Source organism: Paenibacillus sp. FSL P4-0338 (assembly GCF_038002365.1).
Lineage (GTDB): Bacteria > Bacillota > Bacilli > Paenibacillales > Paenibacillaceae > Paenibacillus_AQ.
In genome coordinates, this window is the sequence record NZ_JBBOCG010000002.1 from 1,494,536 (window position 1) to 1,509,927 (window position 15,392).

Annotated in this window: 14 protein-coding genes; 7 read left to right on the top strand and 7 right to left on the bottom strand. The window is 50.8% G+C overall.

Annotated elements, in window-relative coordinates; translation table 11 throughout:
* Positions 1 to 78: 78 nt before the first annotated feature.
* Positions 79 to 723, bottom strand: a complete 645-nt coding sequence (locus MKZ07_RS30555; protein WP_179090481.1) for a hypothetical protein — start codon at positions 721 to 723, stop codon at positions 79 to 81.
* A gap of 306 nt (positions 724 to 1,029) precedes the next feature.
* Between MKZ07_RS30555 and tkt the strand changes: the two genes are divergently transcribed.
* From tkt to MKZ07_RS30570, 3 genes are all read left to right on the top strand, one after another.
* A complete protein-coding gene (gene tkt, locus MKZ07_RS30560) occupies positions 1,030 to 3,078 on the top strand; it encodes a transketolase (protein WP_036696921.1) in 2,049 nt (682 codons plus the stop codon).
* A 135-nt stretch (positions 3,079 to 3,213) separates the two neighbouring features.
* Entirely contained in the window at positions 3,214 to 3,531 is a 318-nt protein-coding gene (gene ppnP, locus MKZ07_RS30565; protein ID WP_036696917.1) for a pyrimidine/purine nucleoside phosphorylase, read from the top strand.
* Positions 3,532 to 3,908: 377 nt separating this feature from the next.
* The gene (locus tag MKZ07_RS30570) at positions 3,909 to 5,279 is read left to right on the top strand and encodes a M14 family metallocarboxypeptidase (protein ID WP_341029811.1); all 1,371 of its coding nucleotides are present in this window, start codon (positions 3,909 to 3,911) and stop codon (positions 5,277 to 5,279) included.
* A 400-nt stretch (positions 5,280 to 5,679) separates the two neighbouring features.
* Here the strand turns inward: MKZ07_RS30570 and MKZ07_RS30580 are convergent, their stop codons facing one another.
* The 3 genes from MKZ07_RS30580 to MKZ07_RS30590 are packed head-to-tail and all read right to left on the bottom strand — an operon-like array spanning position 5,680 to position 8,154.
* A complete protein-coding gene (locus MKZ07_RS30580) occupies positions 5,680 to 6,471 on the bottom strand; it encodes an ABC transporter permease (protein WP_036696916.1) in 792 nt (263 codons plus the stop codon).
* Between the two features lie 9 nt (positions 6,472 to 6,480).
* Positions 6,481 to 7,311, bottom strand: coding sequence for an ABC transporter permease (locus MKZ07_RS30585; protein WP_036696915.1), 831 nt, complete (start codon positions 7,309 to 7,311; stop codon positions 6,481 to 6,483).
* Positions 7,312 to 7,338: 27 nt separating this feature from the next.
* Positions 7,339 to 8,154 carry an ABC transporter ATP-binding protein gene (locus tag MKZ07_RS30590; RefSeq protein ID WP_235218478.1) on the bottom strand — a complete coding sequence of 272 codons (816 nt, stop codon included), beginning with the start codon at positions 8,152 to 8,154 and terminating at the stop codon, positions 7,339 to 7,341.
* 683 nt (positions 8,155 to 8,837) lie between these two features.
* Between MKZ07_RS30590 and MKZ07_RS30595 the strand changes: the two genes are divergently transcribed.
* Positions 8,838 to 10,070: an IS110 family transposase gene (locus MKZ07_RS30595; RefSeq protein WP_076162511.1), complete on the top strand. Its 1,233-nt coding sequence runs from the start codon at positions 8,838 to 8,840 to the stop codon at positions 10,068 to 10,070.
* A 160-nt stretch (positions 10,071 to 10,230) separates the two neighbouring features.
* On the opposite strand, the gene MKZ07_RS30600 is transcribed toward MKZ07_RS30595, so the two are convergent.
* Together MKZ07_RS30600 and MKZ07_RS30605 are read right to left on the bottom strand one after the other, a co-directional pair.
* Positions 10,231 to 10,734: a GNAT family N-acetyltransferase gene (locus tag MKZ07_RS30600; protein WP_341029310.1), complete on the bottom strand. Its 504-nt coding sequence runs from the start codon at positions 10,732 to 10,734 to the stop codon at positions 10,231 to 10,233.
* Positions 10,735 to 10,806: 72 nt separating this feature from the next.
* Entirely contained in the window at positions 10,807 to 11,706 is a 900-nt protein-coding gene (locus MKZ07_RS30605) for an NAD(P)-dependent oxidoreductase (protein WP_327196398.1), read from the bottom strand.
* Positions 11,707 to 11,966: 260 nt separating this feature from the next.
* Between MKZ07_RS30605 and MKZ07_RS30610 the strand changes: the two genes are divergently transcribed.
* The 3 genes from MKZ07_RS30610 (at position 11,967) to MKZ07_RS30620 (ending at position 14,666) form a co-directional block, all read left to right on the top strand.
* Positions 11,967 to 13,322 (top strand): glucose-6-phosphate isomerase, encoded by a 1,356-nt coding sequence (locus tag MKZ07_RS30610; protein WP_036700477.1) that lies wholly within the window; start codon positions 11,967 to 11,969, stop codon positions 13,320 to 13,322.
* A gap of 126 nt (positions 13,323 to 13,448) precedes the next feature.
* Positions 13,449 to 14,081 carry a YigZ family protein gene (locus MKZ07_RS30615; RefSeq protein ID WP_341029312.1) on the top strand — a complete coding sequence of 211 codons (633 nt, stop codon included), beginning with the start codon at positions 13,449 to 13,451 and terminating at the stop codon, positions 14,079 to 14,081.
* Between the two features lie 3 nt (positions 14,082 to 14,084).
* The gene (locus MKZ07_RS30620; RefSeq protein WP_036700473.1) at positions 14,085 to 14,666 is read left to right on the top strand and encodes a TetR/AcrR family transcriptional regulator; all 582 of its coding nucleotides are present in this window, start codon (positions 14,085 to 14,087) and stop codon (positions 14,664 to 14,666) included.
* A 143-nt stretch (positions 14,667 to 14,809) separates the two neighbouring features.
* On the opposite strand, the gene MKZ07_RS30625 is transcribed toward MKZ07_RS30620, so the two are convergent.
* A complete protein-coding gene (locus tag MKZ07_RS30625) occupies positions 14,810 to 15,211 on the bottom strand; it encodes a secondary thiamine-phosphate synthase enzyme YjbQ (protein WP_036700487.1) in 402 nt (133 codons plus the stop codon).
* Between the last annotated feature and the right edge of the window lie 181 nt (positions 15,212 to 15,392).

Genomic DNA, 15,392 nt, shown 5'->3' on the forward strand with positions numbered 1-15,392 from the left:
GGGTTGCAATCCTTGTGCCTTATACTTCTGCCATAATTTTATGTTTTACTAGGCATTAAGCGGGCGGAGGGTGATCGTTCAGACGATTCCCTCGGTCCGTTCTTCATGCAGCAGCAGCCTTGGGACTGCAAAATCTGGCGGATTAGTAGCTTGGGGGTTATGTAGACTGGAACCTAGCAGGGCCGCAGAATGACTCCGGTGCATATAGTAGGAGAGTTTGCCGCTGAATATTTTGTGAGCGCATAGAGATAAAGCGAAATCCTCCGGGGTCACGAAGCAGGAGGGCTTGGCTACCGGATGAACAGTAGTTTCCTCCAATACAGAGGCGACGAACTGGGAACAGAAATAGGCGTTATCACGGTCAATCCGGATGTTCAGCAGCACACCGACCAGACCGAGCAGGTGATATTTATAACGCTCCTGATTCTGCATCATACCCTGGACATGGTTATACATCGTGTTGTATTCTTCTTCACTGACTCTAAGCTGGTAGATGGCACAGTCTGCACTGTTATAGAACGGATGGATGAAGTTCTCATGGATCAGTCCGGCGATAAAAGGGTTGTACACTTTTTTCCGGCCGAAGCTGTAGACCTCGCGGAGCTCACTGTCAAAAGCAATCGAGGCATGATTCAGCTCCGCTTTGGTGAACCATTTAATAATTCCGCTGAAGGCCGTGCCTGTTCCGGTCAGCACAATATAAATATCTCTGTTTGTAGTCATCTTCCGACTTCCTTCCTTCTGGAAATTATGGATAATTCGGATAAAATTCCGCTGAGGTACTTCCATCTTACTGTATAAACCCGCTTTGTAAAACAAACTTTAGTCTTAATTAGTAACTAGACTTAAGGCTAAGTCTCTGCATTCCTGTCGTGCATCTTCAAGAGCGCCGTAAATCTGGCTTAGGAGTGTATAGACCCGGCAGAAGCCGCTAAACATAAGCTACAGCAAAAACAATTGGAAATGCTTCCACTTCCGTGATACAATAATAGTCAAAATGACATTCTTGATTCGAGGAGGATTATTGTAATGACTGAACAAGCAAAAGATCAAGCCATTCATAAAGAAGAAAACTCAACGGTGGACAACCTGGCCATCACTACAATCCGTACACTTGCCATTGATGCCATTGAAAAGGCAAACTCCGGACATCCGGGTATGCCGATGGGCTCCGCACCTATGGGGTACCAATTGTTCGCCAAGACGATGAATCATAACCCGGACCACCCGACTTGGGTCAACCGTGACCGTTTCGTGTTGTCTGCCGGACATGGCTCCATGCTCCTCTACAGTTTGCTGCACCTAAGCGGCTATGATCTGCCTATGGAAGAATTGAAGCAGTTCCGCCAATGGGGCAGTTTAACTCCGGGACATCCGGAAGTTGGCCACACTGCCGGTGTAGATGCGACAACCGGTCCGCTTGGACAAGGTATCGGTATGGCTGTAGGTATGGCAATGGCTGAAGCTCAGCTGGGTGCCACTTACAATAAAGATGAACATAACGTAATTGACCATTATACGTACGCCATCTGCGGCGACGGCGATTTGATGGAAGGGATCTCTTCCGAGTCTGCTTCACTTGCCGGACACCTGAAGCTGGGCAAGCTGATTGTAATGTACGATTCGAATGATATCTCCCTCGACGGCAAGCTGAACCTTGCATTCTCCGAGAATGTTGCCAAGCGGTTCGAAGCTTACGGCTGGCAGGTTCTGCGCGTAGAAGACGGTAACGATCTTCCTGCACTGGCTAAGGCTCTTGAAGAGGCTCAGGCAGACAGCAGCAAACCGACACTGATCGAAGTGAAGACTGTCATCGGCTACGGCAGCCCGAACAAGCAAGGTAAAGGCGGCCACGGCGGGACTCATGGCTCCCCGCTGGGTGCTGATGAAACGAAGCTGACGAAGGCGTACTACAAATGGGTATATGAAGAAGATTTCTATGTACCGGATGAAGTCCGCGCCAGCTTTGCTGAAGTGAAGGCCAAAGGAATCGCCGCCAACAAGGCATGGGACGATAAATTTGCAGCCTACAAAAAAGCATACCCTGAGCTTGCTGCACAGCTCGAAACTGCACTGAACGGTGAGCTTCCTGCAGGCTGGGATGCTAATCTGCCCTTCTACAAAGCAGAAGACAAAGCTGTATCTACCCGTGTGGCTTCCGGTAATGCACTGAACGGACTGACTGGCGGTATCCCGCAGTTGGTTGGGGGTTCTGCCGATCTGGAGAGCTCGACCATGACGCACTTGAACGGTCTGTCCCAGTTCACCTCCGAATCCTATGACGGCCGTAATATCTACTTCGGCGTACGTGAATTCGGTATGGCCGCAGCTATGAATGGTATTGCACTGCACAGCGGTCTTAAGGTATTCGGCGGTACGTTCTTCGTATTCACAGATTACCTGCGTCCGGCTGTCCGTCTGGCTTCCATTATGAAGCTGCCGGTAACCTATGTGCTTACTCATGACAGTATTGCTGTCGGTGAAGACGGTCCTACCCATGAGCCGATTGAACAGCTTGCTTCCCTGCGTATCATTCCAGGTCTTACGGTCATTCGTCCGGCTGACGCCAACGAAACCTCAGCAGCTTGGGCATACGCTATGGAGAACACCGCTAATCCGGTAGCACTGGTACTGACCCGTCAGAACCTGCCGATCCTGGCTGGAACCGTAGACGGTGTGCGCGATAACATCAAACGCGGCGGATATGTGGTATCTGATTCCAAGAACGGCACTCCGCAGGCACAGATCATTGCTACAGGCTCTGAAGTACAGCTGGCGGTTAAGGCTCAGGCTGCGCTTGCCGAAGAAGGCATTGATGTTCGTGTAATCAGCTTGCCGAGCTGGGATCTGTTCGAGAAGCAGGATAAGGCATACCGCGATTCCGTTATCCTGCCTGAAGTGAAGGCCCGCCTGGCCATCGAAATGGCGCAATCCTTCGGCTGGGAACGTTATACAGGCGATCAGGGCGACATTCTGGGAATCACTACCTTCGGCGCTTCCGCCCCTGGCGACACTGTAATCAGAGAATATGGCTTCACTGTAGAAAATGTAGTCAGCCGTGTAAAAGCGCTGCTATAATAGACGGATCTAACAAGTTGAAACGGCTTTGCCGTCCTTTCTAAAGGACGGTACCGTTTCAGCGAGAAATAGAAGGATAATTTATAGTGTGAAACCTATAAATTCTTATATTTGAACAAAGGGGAGAATAAGCAGATGAGTCAGTTCACCAACGCGACAATTCAAAAAGCAGCCAATATTTATTACGACGGAAAAGTGACCAGCCGTACAGTTACTCTGGAAGACGGCACTAAGGTGACACTCGGCATTATGCTGCCTGGCGTATACGAATTCGGCACAGAGGGCCCTGAGACGATGGAGATTCTCTCCGGCAAGCTCAAGGTGCTGCTTCCCGGCACTGAAGTGTGGAAGGACATTGACGGAGCGGAGACCTTCCATGTTCCCGGCAACTCCAAATTTGCCCTGGAAGTATTCGTATTAACTGATTATTGCTGTTCTTACCCGATTGTATAAAATAAAGAATTGGAACGCAGGAATCCCCTGGCAGCTTCGGCTGCCGGGGGATTTTTTTGTAGACAGACCATCATTCCTTAAGACGCGGGAGCACAAATACACAATTCGACAAAAGATGAAGCTATTTAATCTATTATTGACGAAATAGGTATATTCTCATATACTTCCACTATCCATTTGGGGAACTGGCACATTCTGCTAGGAATGATAGAGGAGATGAGAGGTTGGGAAAGTCAAGCTTTTGCAAGGAAATACATAAGCTTACGTTGTTATGGTTCGGCTGTTTAATACTATTAGGGCTGTTATTTGTACCTGCAGGAATGACCTATGCATCGGCAAATATAGTGAATCCAAATCAGGTCTATTCCTATACTGTTATGCAAAGGGATATTGAGAGTCTAGTGACGCGATACCCTGATCTGGTATCATCCGAATCGTTGGGAGTGACTGCTTATGGGCGGCAGCTATGGGCAGTGAAGCTGGGGCGGGGAGAATCGGCGCTGTTCCTTAACGGTTCTCACCATGCCAGAGAATGGATGACCAGCAGTCTTTTGATGAAAATGATAGATTCGTACGCCCAGGCCTATGATAACAATGAGACGATAGGCGGTTATAACGTACGCCGTTTACTGGATGAAGTCAGCATCTGGTTCGTGCCGATGGTCAATCCGGATGGAGTTACCCTGTCCCAGCAGGGTACAGCAGGACTGTCAGCAGATGTGGCTCAAATGCTGCGTCAATATAACGGAAACAGCAGCAATTTCAACCGTTGGAAGGCGAACATGCAAGGCCTTGACCTAAACCGTCAATATCCGGCGAACTGGAAGGGCATAAAGAATGCCAGCTCATACCCGTGGTATCAGAATTATAAGGGGAAGAAGCCGGGAGAGGCTGCGGAAGTGCAGATGATGATGAATTTCACAGAGCGGATTGATCCGGAGGTGACTATTTCCTATCATAGCTCCGGGGAGATTATATTTTGGCATTTCAATACGATTAATAGCAGTCTGAACCGGGACAAGACGATAGCCAGATCCCTTGCCGGTCTGACCGGTTATTCTCTGGTAGCTCCCGAGAAGAATCCTTCGGGTGGCGGATATAAGGATTGGTTCATCCAGGAGTACCGCCGTCCGGGGTTCACCATTGAGATTGCAAGCTATGCGGGGGAAGGCAGCGTTCCCTTGAAACAGTTCAATGGCATCTGGTCCGAGAATAAAGCGGTTGGCTTATATTCTGCCGGACAATCCTATTCGTTATGGCTGGCTAAGCAGAAGGCACAATATCTTCAAGAATCCATGGATCTGCTGGCTGAAACAGAACTGTACGCGAATATAGGGGCTTCGGCTGGAGGTGCACGTATTCTACCGCAAAAGCTTCATGTTATTGCCCGGAAGGGTGACTGGTATCAGGTTCAGGCAGCGGAGGGCCTGGGATGGATTCATCCATCTCCCGGAAAGCTCGCTGTAATTGAGCAAATCTCGGCGAATGCCAGCTGGAGCAATCGTATACCGGCTTATCAATATCCGGATGCTTACTCACCGAAAGTGACCTTCATCGATCCGCAGACTATGGCGATATCGGGAAGATATGGGACCTGGCAGCGGGCTTCTGCTCCGGGCGGGGACTGGTGGATAGACGGACGTAAAGTAACGATTACATGGCCTGAGAAGGCAGAGAATTCAATCCCGGCAACCGATAGCGGATTACCAGAAGAAGAGCAGCCTGAGGCTGCTGAGGGTACTCTGTAATCCTGCACCAGTGCGCTACTGCAACACAAAGGCACAGCCGATAAATCCGGCTGTGCCTGGGCAATCATGCAATCTAGTATAGCATCTATTCCTTATCCCCAGAGCCGCCGATCTTCCGGCCGATCCAGTCTTCGTAGGATTTGACCACAGCGTAGAGGTCCTCGTCGCCGTAGCCGTGGTTGAAGCCTGCCTGGAACATGCTCTTGGCTACGCCGAGCATAGATATTTAAAACGAATATTGAAACTCATGGAGTAACCAAAGTTGAAGAAATAGGTAAAAAAGACGACATCCATTCGGAGAAACCGAATAGCGTCGTCTTTTTGATGCGTTTTTTACTTTGTCTATGAAAAGTTAGTTTTCAGTGGCCTCGGATAACTTTGGGGTGCTTTTTTTGCATTGTCAGCTCCCCGTGCTTTTGTAATGCCTCACGCCTATGCGCCAGACCAGCAGAGACACTCCGAGGAAGGCAGCTCCGGAGGGGAGCGAGAGGAAGCCCAGCCACCGGGGGTAATCCCAGCCGCAGACGGTGGCGGCCGGATAGAAGCTGATGAACAGCATGGGGAGCACGAAGCTGAACACTGATTTTAGCATCCGCGGCATATAGGGCTCCGGGCAGCGGGTAATCTGGTAGCTGGCATTGGTCAGCAGAAAGATCCAGTCCAGCCCTTTGATAGTGAAAAAAGCTAGCCCTGAGGTTAGCACGAACACTCCGCAGTACATCAGACAGCCTCCGGCCAGCGCCATCGCCAGAATGCCGAGCCTTCCGGGCGTCAGGGGAACGCCGAGCTGTCCCAGCGCCCAGCCCGCCGCACAGATCCCTGTAAACGGCCGGACCAGCCGGTGTAGATGGAATCTGGAGGCGGCAACCTGCACGAACAGGGACCGTGGACGGAGCAGCAGCCGGTCGAAATCGCCGGAGCGCAGCAGATGCCAAGGGAAATAATCAAAGCCGCGGCATAGACTCTCGGCAAGTCCGAAGGAGGCTACCGCCAGTGAGTAGACCAGAATGATATGGGCCACGGTCCATTCGCCCACATTACCAAAGCGGGAGAACAACAAGACGGTGGCGATGGGATCAGTGACTACCACGGTGAGCACCTGAATCAGCATCAGCCACCAGCCCTTATATTCCATGCCGGACAGCAGATGCATCCGCAAGTATTTGCAATAAATTTTACCTTCAGCAAGCATTCGTTATTCTCACCCTCCCTGGACGATAATGTTATGCAGTCTGCGCTTCATGATCATCCGGCCCGCCGCGATAAAGATAAGGCTCCAGAGGAGCTGTAAGCCGATGCCGGGCAATGCGGCAGCAGGAGCCACGCTGCCTATATATAGCTGCAGAGGGATGTCGGCGAATCCGCCAAACGGCTGCAGGTACAGGAAGGTCTGCATGAAATCAGGCCAGAGACGCAGGGGAAGATAGGTTCCGGACAGTATGCCGCTTAGCAGAAGAAGCATATAGGTCGGTCCATCCCCCCAAGTGATATTCAGCCGGATCGCAGTCACAAACATAGCGAAGGCCGAGCACAGCACAAACGCCATAACCACCGACAGCAGGAAATAGAATAGTGCAGGCAGGGAGGCGGGTCCACCTAGGGCATATCCGGCAGGCATCAGGAGCCCGGCCATTATGGTAGCCAGCCCCCTCATCCAACTGGTGCCGAGCTTGCCGGCCGAGCTTTTAACAAACCAGTGGGTGTACAGGTTCATGGGCCGGCACAGCTCAATACCGACGTCGCCGTTGTTGATTTTTCCCATAATTTCGCTGTCGATGTTCATACTCTGGAGTACAAACAGACCCTGGGCCAGCCAAACATAGGATATGGCCTGAGGAAGGCTGAGTCCGTTATTGTTCCAGGAGCCATTGTCGCTGTATGTATAGAACACGGTGAACAGCACACATTCTATAAGCGCCCAGAACACACTGACCATCGTGCCTGATATGGCGGACACCCGGTACTGGAGCCCTTCAGCCATGCGGATTCGGAAGAGGGAGCTGCAGGCCCGGCATGTATTTCTAAAGTTCATTGTGCACCTCCTGATGGGCTGATGGGCTTAACCCAAAGCCAAGTCATTGTACATAGCCGCAATCATCGCATCCGTGTTCACTTTCATGACGACCTCCGGCGCATATTTCTGCTGCAGACCTGATAGCTGCCCGTCATAGAGCAGTTGTCCGTGCCCGATCACCATGACCCGCTGGCATAATGCCTCAATATCGTCCATATCGTGTGTGGTCAGCAGCATCGTAATCCCGTACTTACGGTTCTCTTCCTTTAGAAAATTGCGCAAAGCCAGCTTGGATACCGCATCGAGTCCGATGGTTGGCTCATCCAGAAAGAGAAGCTTCGGCCGGTGCAGCAGCGCAGCTACCAGCTCACAGCGCATCCGCTGCCCGAGCGAAAGCTGTCTCACCGGGGTCCTTAAGAGCGCTTCCACACCAAGTGTTGCCGATAACTCGGATAGTCTTAAGCGGTAGTCTCCTGGGGGGATCGCATAAATATCCTTTAGTACATCAAAAGAGTCTGCCACCGGAACATCCCACCATAACTGTGAGCGCTGGCCAAACACAACGCCGATCTTGGATACATGCTCTACGCGGTGCTTCCATGGAATCTTGCCCAAGATGGTGCATTCTCCGCTGTCGGGTGTCAGGATGCCGCTCATTATCTTGACGGAGGTGGATTTGCCGGCGCCGTTCGGGCCAATATAACCTACCAGTTCACCCTCTTCAATATCAAAGCTGATGCCGCCGAGCGCGTCCACCCGGGTAACATTCCGCATAAACGCTCCTCTCAGTAGCCCCCACTTTCCTTCGGGCCGTTTGTACACCTTGAAGCTTTTGCGGATATCTCTCAGTCTGATTTGCATATCAGTCGCCTCCTTCGCGCAGAAGATCATATCATTAGGGGAGGAGAGGGGGACAGCCGCGTCGGAGGCCTTCTTGATCCTTGCTGCCCGGCTGACAGGGGGGGAATCATTTATTTTCTTCATTTTCCATAAAAATGCTTGTTATGTTGACATTTCTGTGCTATATTAATTTTATAGTTAACGCAAGGAAAACGTATGTTTTTTTGTATATGTACTGTAAAATAAACTTCTCGTACCGGTGATGAAATCATCGGTATTTTTGCGTTCTCGCCCTAATTAGACGGCCTTGCCATGAATGCAAAGAAAGGTGCCCTGGAATTCCAGGGCACCTTTTTCTATGGGATGCGGGCTGAATGTATGCGGAAAACCGAACACAATAGGCTGGGCGTTGACCCGTGGTCAAAATGTAAGCGAAAAACAGGCATGACAAGACGGAGGCCTTGTCACCCCCAGGAATGAAAATAAGTGGGTGGCATCCGTCGCAACCATTCTAAATGAGGCTGTAGTCGTCAACACTACATATACAAATCAAAGGGCGGAAACGGTTACTGGGATACACCCCGTGCGAAAAACCGTTCTATTGCGCTTTTCGAGCATCGCCTATTGTAGCCCCAAAAGTACGTGTATTAAATTACACTCACTCGAGCGCATGATTTGTAAACTGACGCTGGAGGATGGTTGGAATGGATGCTGTACGTATGTGTTGTGCCGGTCTGGACGTGCACCAGGAAACCGTTGTGGCCTGCGTGTTGAAAGGACCGATCGAACAGAAACCACAATGTCACCTGAAAACCTTTGGGACGACAACCAAAGAATTGCTAGGCCTGCAAGATTGGCTGAGTGAACACGGCTGCCGGGAGGTGGTGATGGAGAGCACGGGCGTGTTATGGAAACCGGTATGGAACATCTTAGAGGGCAGTTGTGATCTGGTCTTGGCCAACGCCCAGCGGGTAAAGAATACGCCGGGTCGAAAAAGTGACATGCAAGATGCGCGCTGGTTAGCGCAATTGCACCGTTGCGGGCTCATTGAAGGCAGTATGGTGCCCGAACAGGACATCCGGGATTTGCGAGACTTGACCCGTTACCGGAGTAAGATGGTGCAGGCGGTGACGGCGGAGAAAAACCGCATTCACAAAATCCTGCAGGATGCCAACATCAAGCTAACCACCTTTATGTCCGATCTATATGGGGTTTCAGGGCGGGGCCTGCTCCAGAAGATCATGGACGGCGAGGTCATCGACGAAGGGACCGTTAAGAACCTGGTCAAAACCCGTTTAAAAAAGAAAGTTCCGCAGTTGCTAGACGCGCTCAATGGCAAGCTGCGCCGTCATCATCGCGAGATGATTCGAGACCACTGGGACCACTTGGTCTATTTGGAGAAAAGGATCACGGAACTGGAAGCTCGAATCGAGGCGAAGGCAGAACCGTACCTGGAGAAGATTGAACAAATTGACTCCATTCCAGGAATTGAGCGGACGTCTGCCGTGACCATCTTTGCCGAAGTGGGGCCGCATGTCGCGGAAATGTTCCCGAGTGATGCGCAGTTTGCTTCATGGGCGGGGGTGTGTCCAGGGAACAACGAAAGCGCTGGAAAGCGAAGAAAGTCAAAAACGATGCAAGGGAACAAGCATCTGAAAGGGGCCTTGTGTCAGGCGGCTTGGGCAAACTCTCGCTCCTCGAACCGGATCGGACAATTCTTTCGACGAATTCGAAAGAGACGAGGCGATAAAAAAGCAAACGTCGCCACCGCGCATTTGCTGATTCGAATCCTCCATGCCCTGATGCGGGAGAAGAGGTCATACCAAGAAATAGACGTCTCACTAGGCGATGAGACGTCCAAGAAAAACACGTTAGATAGGTACGTGAAATATATCCAGCAGTTAGGATATAGTGTTCAATTGAATCCTATCCCATAGTCTTCCCTTTTTCAAAAAAAACGAAACGTTTTTTTGGGGTGGTGGGTCTTTTTTTGTCAAAAACCCAGTCTGCGGCGCATTTTCCGATATTTTTATTTTCGTATTAAACCGAGTACATTCTTAGGTGTGGTATAAGGCACAGGCTAGTTCAACCGTTAGGCTAATTCTGCTCTAAACGGCCTGCCTTTGTCAGCGGACCTGTGCGCTCATATTCCCAGATGCTCTCATTACTCTCAAAGTCCTTGGTCTCCCCGGTCTTTATGAAGCCGTGCTTCTTATAGAAGTGATGATTCCGGACGGCCCAAGAGGGAGTATCCAGCGTCCAGCGCTTGGCAGCAGGGTACTGTACAAATAAGAAATGCAAAGCTTCATGTCCGAAGCCTTGATTCTGGCAGAGCGGATCGATAAAGATGCGGCCCAGATGACATTCCTCTTCTGAAGATGACGGGATGATTATCATCCCGCCGACAATTTCACCGTCTTTCAGAAGCTTGTAGTAATGGCCCTGCTGCATCTGTTCCGCTTGCCAGGGCACAGAATCATAGCCCGGAGGGCCATCCTCTTCTTTACCCTGATAACGGCGGGCATCATCGTCGAAGGTTCTTTTCTGTACATCCGCCAACATGGCCGCATCTTGTGGCCGGGCGAGTTCAAAGGTCAGCATTGAAATTTCCTCCCCTGTTTACAATAGTGTGTAACACCATCATAAACAGATTCTGGAAAAGCCGCCGTTAGATTAGTTACCTTCTCCGATCTTCTTCCCGATCCAGTCTTCGTAGGATTTGACCACCGCGGAGAGGTCCTCGTCGCCGTAGCCGTGGTTGAAGCCTGCCTGGAACATGCTCTTGGCTACGCCGAGCATAGGGGAAGGGACGCCGGTGGAATCACTGAGCGAGGAGGCCAGCTTGAGATCCTTGAGCATCAGGGCAAGAGAGAACTGGTTGCTGAAGTCGCCTTCGATGATCTTCTGGCCCTTCAGCTCGGCCTGCTTGCTGCCGGCTGAGCCGTTCTTCACCAGCTCCAGGAACTTGTCTGCGGGTACTCCGGATTTCACCGCAATGGAGAAGCCCTCGGCGAGCGCGACATTGTGAATGCCGACCATGGCATTGTGAGCCAGCTTGGCTACAGCGCCGCTGCCGTTAGCGCCCATATGCAGCAGCAGGCGGCCCATGGAGTCGAAGAGATCCCGGTGCTTCTCAATCACTTCGGCATGTCCGCCGACCATGAAGACCAGTGTGCCGTCTATAGCTGCCGGCTTGCTACCGGTTACAGGGGCATCAAGGAAGCTGCCGCCCCGTGCTTCAACTTCAGCGGCGATCTCTTTTGCAAGGCCGGGGGAGATGGTGCTGGAATCAATCACAGTTGTTCCCGGCTGAAGGGTAGCGAGAATACCATCGTCACCGTAGAAGACTTCACGGATCGAATCATCGTTGCTGATCATGGTGATAATAACATCCTTGCCTTCTGCTGCTGCCTGCGGAGTGGCGGCTGTCTTCGCGCCTTCCTGTTCCAGAGGTTTGCATTTCGCTGCTGTACGGTTGTACACCGTAACCTCAAAGCCGCTTCGCAGCAGATTCGACGCCATAGGTGCTCCCATTGTTCCGAGTCCGATAAAGCCGATGTGCTTCATTTCAATTCCACCTTTGCTCTCCTGAGATCATATTATAGAAACTAAGTTTGCCTTCATTCTATCAGAAGGTTACAGCATGTTCCACAGAACAGGTCTGCTTGTTTGCTTGGTAACCGCTTTCAGTGTTTTTTTCATAAACAGGGTTCGGAAAGCCGGGGATATGCCTTAAGACCTTGCCAGTCAAGGCAAATTAAAGTATTCTAGATTATAATGTTGCAACACACGGTGTCAAATCTAAAGAGATAAACAGGAGGCTACCATTACCGATGTCCAAGAAGATTAATTTTGACTACACCAAAGCCCTTTCCTTCTTCAGCCAGACCGAGATCGACTACTTCGCCGCTCCGGTGAAGCTGGCCCACGAACAATTGCATAACAAGAGCGGAGCCGGCTCCGATTACCTGGGCTGGATTGATCTCCCTACAGCGTATGACAAGGAAGAATTCGCCCGTATTCAGCAGGCTGCCAAGAAAATCCAGAGCGACTCCGAAGTGCTGATCGTTATTGGTATCGGCGGATCTTACCTGGGGGCACGCGCAGCTATTGAGGCGTTGTCGCATTCTTTCTACAATAACCTGTCCAAGGACAAGCGCAAGACACCGGAGGTTTATTTTGCCGGTAATAACATCAGCTCTACCTACATCACGCATCTGCTTGACCTGGTAGAAGGCAAAGACTTCTCCGTGAACGTAATCTCCAAATCCGGTACAACTACCGAGCCTGCCATTGCTTTCCGTATCTTCCGTGCAGCACTGGAGAAGAAATACGGCAAGGAAGAAGCACGCAAACGGATCTACGCTACAACAGACAAGGAGAAGGGCGCACTCAAGAAACTGGCTAACGAAGAAGGCTATGAGTCGTTCATTATCCCAGATGATGTAGGCGGACGTTATTCCGTACTGACACCGGTAGGCCTTCTGCCTATCGCCGTAGCGGGAATTAACATTGAAGAAATGATGCAGGGGGCCGCAGCCGCAGCCGATGAGTTCAACAATCCAGATGTGGCTACGAACCAGAGCTATCAATATGCTGCAGTACGTAACGCGCTCTACCGCAAAGGCAAGACGACAGAAATCCTCGTGAACTACGAGCCGTCCCTGCACTTTGTCTCTGAATGGTGGAAGCAGCTGTACGGCGAAAGCGAAGGCAAGGACTTCAAGGGAATCTATCCGTCCTCAGTGGACTTCTCGACGGACCTGCACTCCATGGGCCAATTCATTCAGGAGGGTAACCGCAACATCTTTGAGACGGTTATTCAAGTGGAGAAGGTACAGCACCATGTAACGATCGAGAATGATCCAGATGATCTGGACGGCCTCAACTTCCTGACCGGCCAGACGATGGACTTCGTTAATAAGAAGGCGTTCCAGGGAACTATGCTGGCGCATACCGACGGACAGGTGCCGAACCTGATCGTTACCATTCCTGACCAGACGCCTTATACTTTCGGCTATCTGGTGTACTTCTTCGAGAAGGCTTGCGGGATCAGCGGATACCTGCTGGGTGTGAATCCGTTCGACCAGCCGGGTGTTGAAGCCTACAAGAAGAACATGTTCGCACTGCTGGGCAAACCAGGCTACGAGAAAGAAAAGGCTGAGCTGGAAGCCAGACTTACCGAATAGTCCCACTCTAACCTCAGATCATTCATAGTAAGTTAAGTCATCAGGGAGCAGTCCATAGGTAACCACTACCAGGGCTGCTCCTAATATATATCAAGTTATCACATGTAGAGTAAGGAATGGACAACAATGCTAGAACAATACCGGACGGTACGTACCCCCGGCTCGCGGGAGGTCGTAATCCGTAAATCACGCTTTATCGGGCATGTTATGCCGGTGGAGAACGAGGAAGAAGCTGTGCAATTTATCGATTCGATCAAGAAGCAGCACTGGAATGCTACGCATAACTGCTCTGCTTATATGATCGGGGAGAGGGATGAGATCCAGAGACAGTCGGATGACGGGGAACCGAGTGGAACGGCCGGGAAACCGATTTTGGAAGTAATCCGCAGCCAACAGGTGAAGAATGTCGCTATTGTAGTTACCCGTTATTTCGGAGGCATTATGCTGGGTGCAGGCGGGCTGATCCGGGCCTATACCGATGGCGCTGTACTGGCGCTTGCGGCCGGAGAGGTCATTACACGTGTGCTGAGACGGGAGGTATTCGTGGAAATCGAGTACACTTGGCTGGGCAAGGTGGAGAATGCACTGCGGGGGCGTAATATCCAGACCGGAGAGACTTTGTTTACGGATAAAGTTACACTGCTGTGTCTTCCGCGCAATGATGAAGGTGACGCATTTATCGCATGGATAACCGATCTTACGGAGGGGCAATCCCTGGTTACGGAAGGGCGGCGGCTTTACTACAGCGAAGGGGAATAGATTATGGCAAGAAGAGCAGTGGAACAGGAGTTGTCGAGAGAAAGAATTCTGGAGGCGGCGAGGCATCTTTTCATCACCAAAGGGTACCGTGCCATTTCGATGCGCAGCATTGGCCAGCACCTGGGTTACAGCCACGGCTCCCTATATTACCATTTCAAAGAGAAGGCCGAACTTTTCTACGCCATTGTCGTTGAGGATTTCAATCATGTGGCTTCACTTCTGAATCAAGCTATGACCACTCCGCCTCAAGAGGGAATGACCCGGGTAGAGCAGCTGATTATGGAGTTCATCCGGTTCGGGCTGGACCATCCGTATCAGTATGAGATCATGTTCATGATTCGAGACGAAGAGCTGCTGGCTTATTGCCGGGCAGAACAGGGCCGGTGTTTCGAGTTATTTGCAAGCATTGTCCGCCGTCATATGAAGGAAGAGGGATATGTATCGGAGGACTGGCAGAATGTGCCGCTGACCTTATTCTTATCTGCTCACGGATTCATTTCGTATTATATTCAGGATAAAGTGTTGTTCGAAGATGTGAAGCAAGCTGCCTTGACGCATGTCAAGGTATTAAGCCGCAGTTTATAAAAAGCTGTTTTTTTAACGGCTCGTACTTTAGAGCGTTGCATTGGTATAACTTTGCATGGTGAAAGTGTTACAGGAACTATAAATTGTATAGAGAGCAGCTTCGCGGTTCATGCGTTGCTGCTCTTCTACAAGGGCAGGCAGTGCTAGCCTTCTATAATTTTGAGGTGGCACTGGCGTTGCCTTGGACCATCGAACTCGCAAAAATAGATGCCCTGCCAGCGGCCCAGCAGCACAGCCCCTTCATGAATGATAAGAGTCTGCGAAGGACCGGCCGTAATGGACTTCAGGTGGGAAGCCGTATTGCCCTCAGCATGGCGGTATTTGGGATGCTCCCAAGGATAGACCTCATCCAGACGCATCAACACATCACGCTTCACATCAGGATCGGCGTTCTCGTTAATCGCAATCCCTGCGGTGGTGTGCGGGCAATAGACAATTAGCAGTCCGTTAAGTACTCCGCTATTCTTCACATAAGCTTGAACCTCACGGGTAATATCCCGCATTTCATCCCGTTTGCTGGTGGTGATCTCCATAGTATGCAGCATCATGAACAGCCCCTCTCTGATTTGGATGCAACAAGTGCTACTTATACTTTAACCCAAAAACTAACAAAGTAATTGACGGCGGCAAGCGGTATTTGGTAAAGTAGGAATAACTTTAAACCAAGTATATTAATAGGAATAATCAAACCTTAAAGTCGAGTATACCGACCGGTTATCCGGAGGT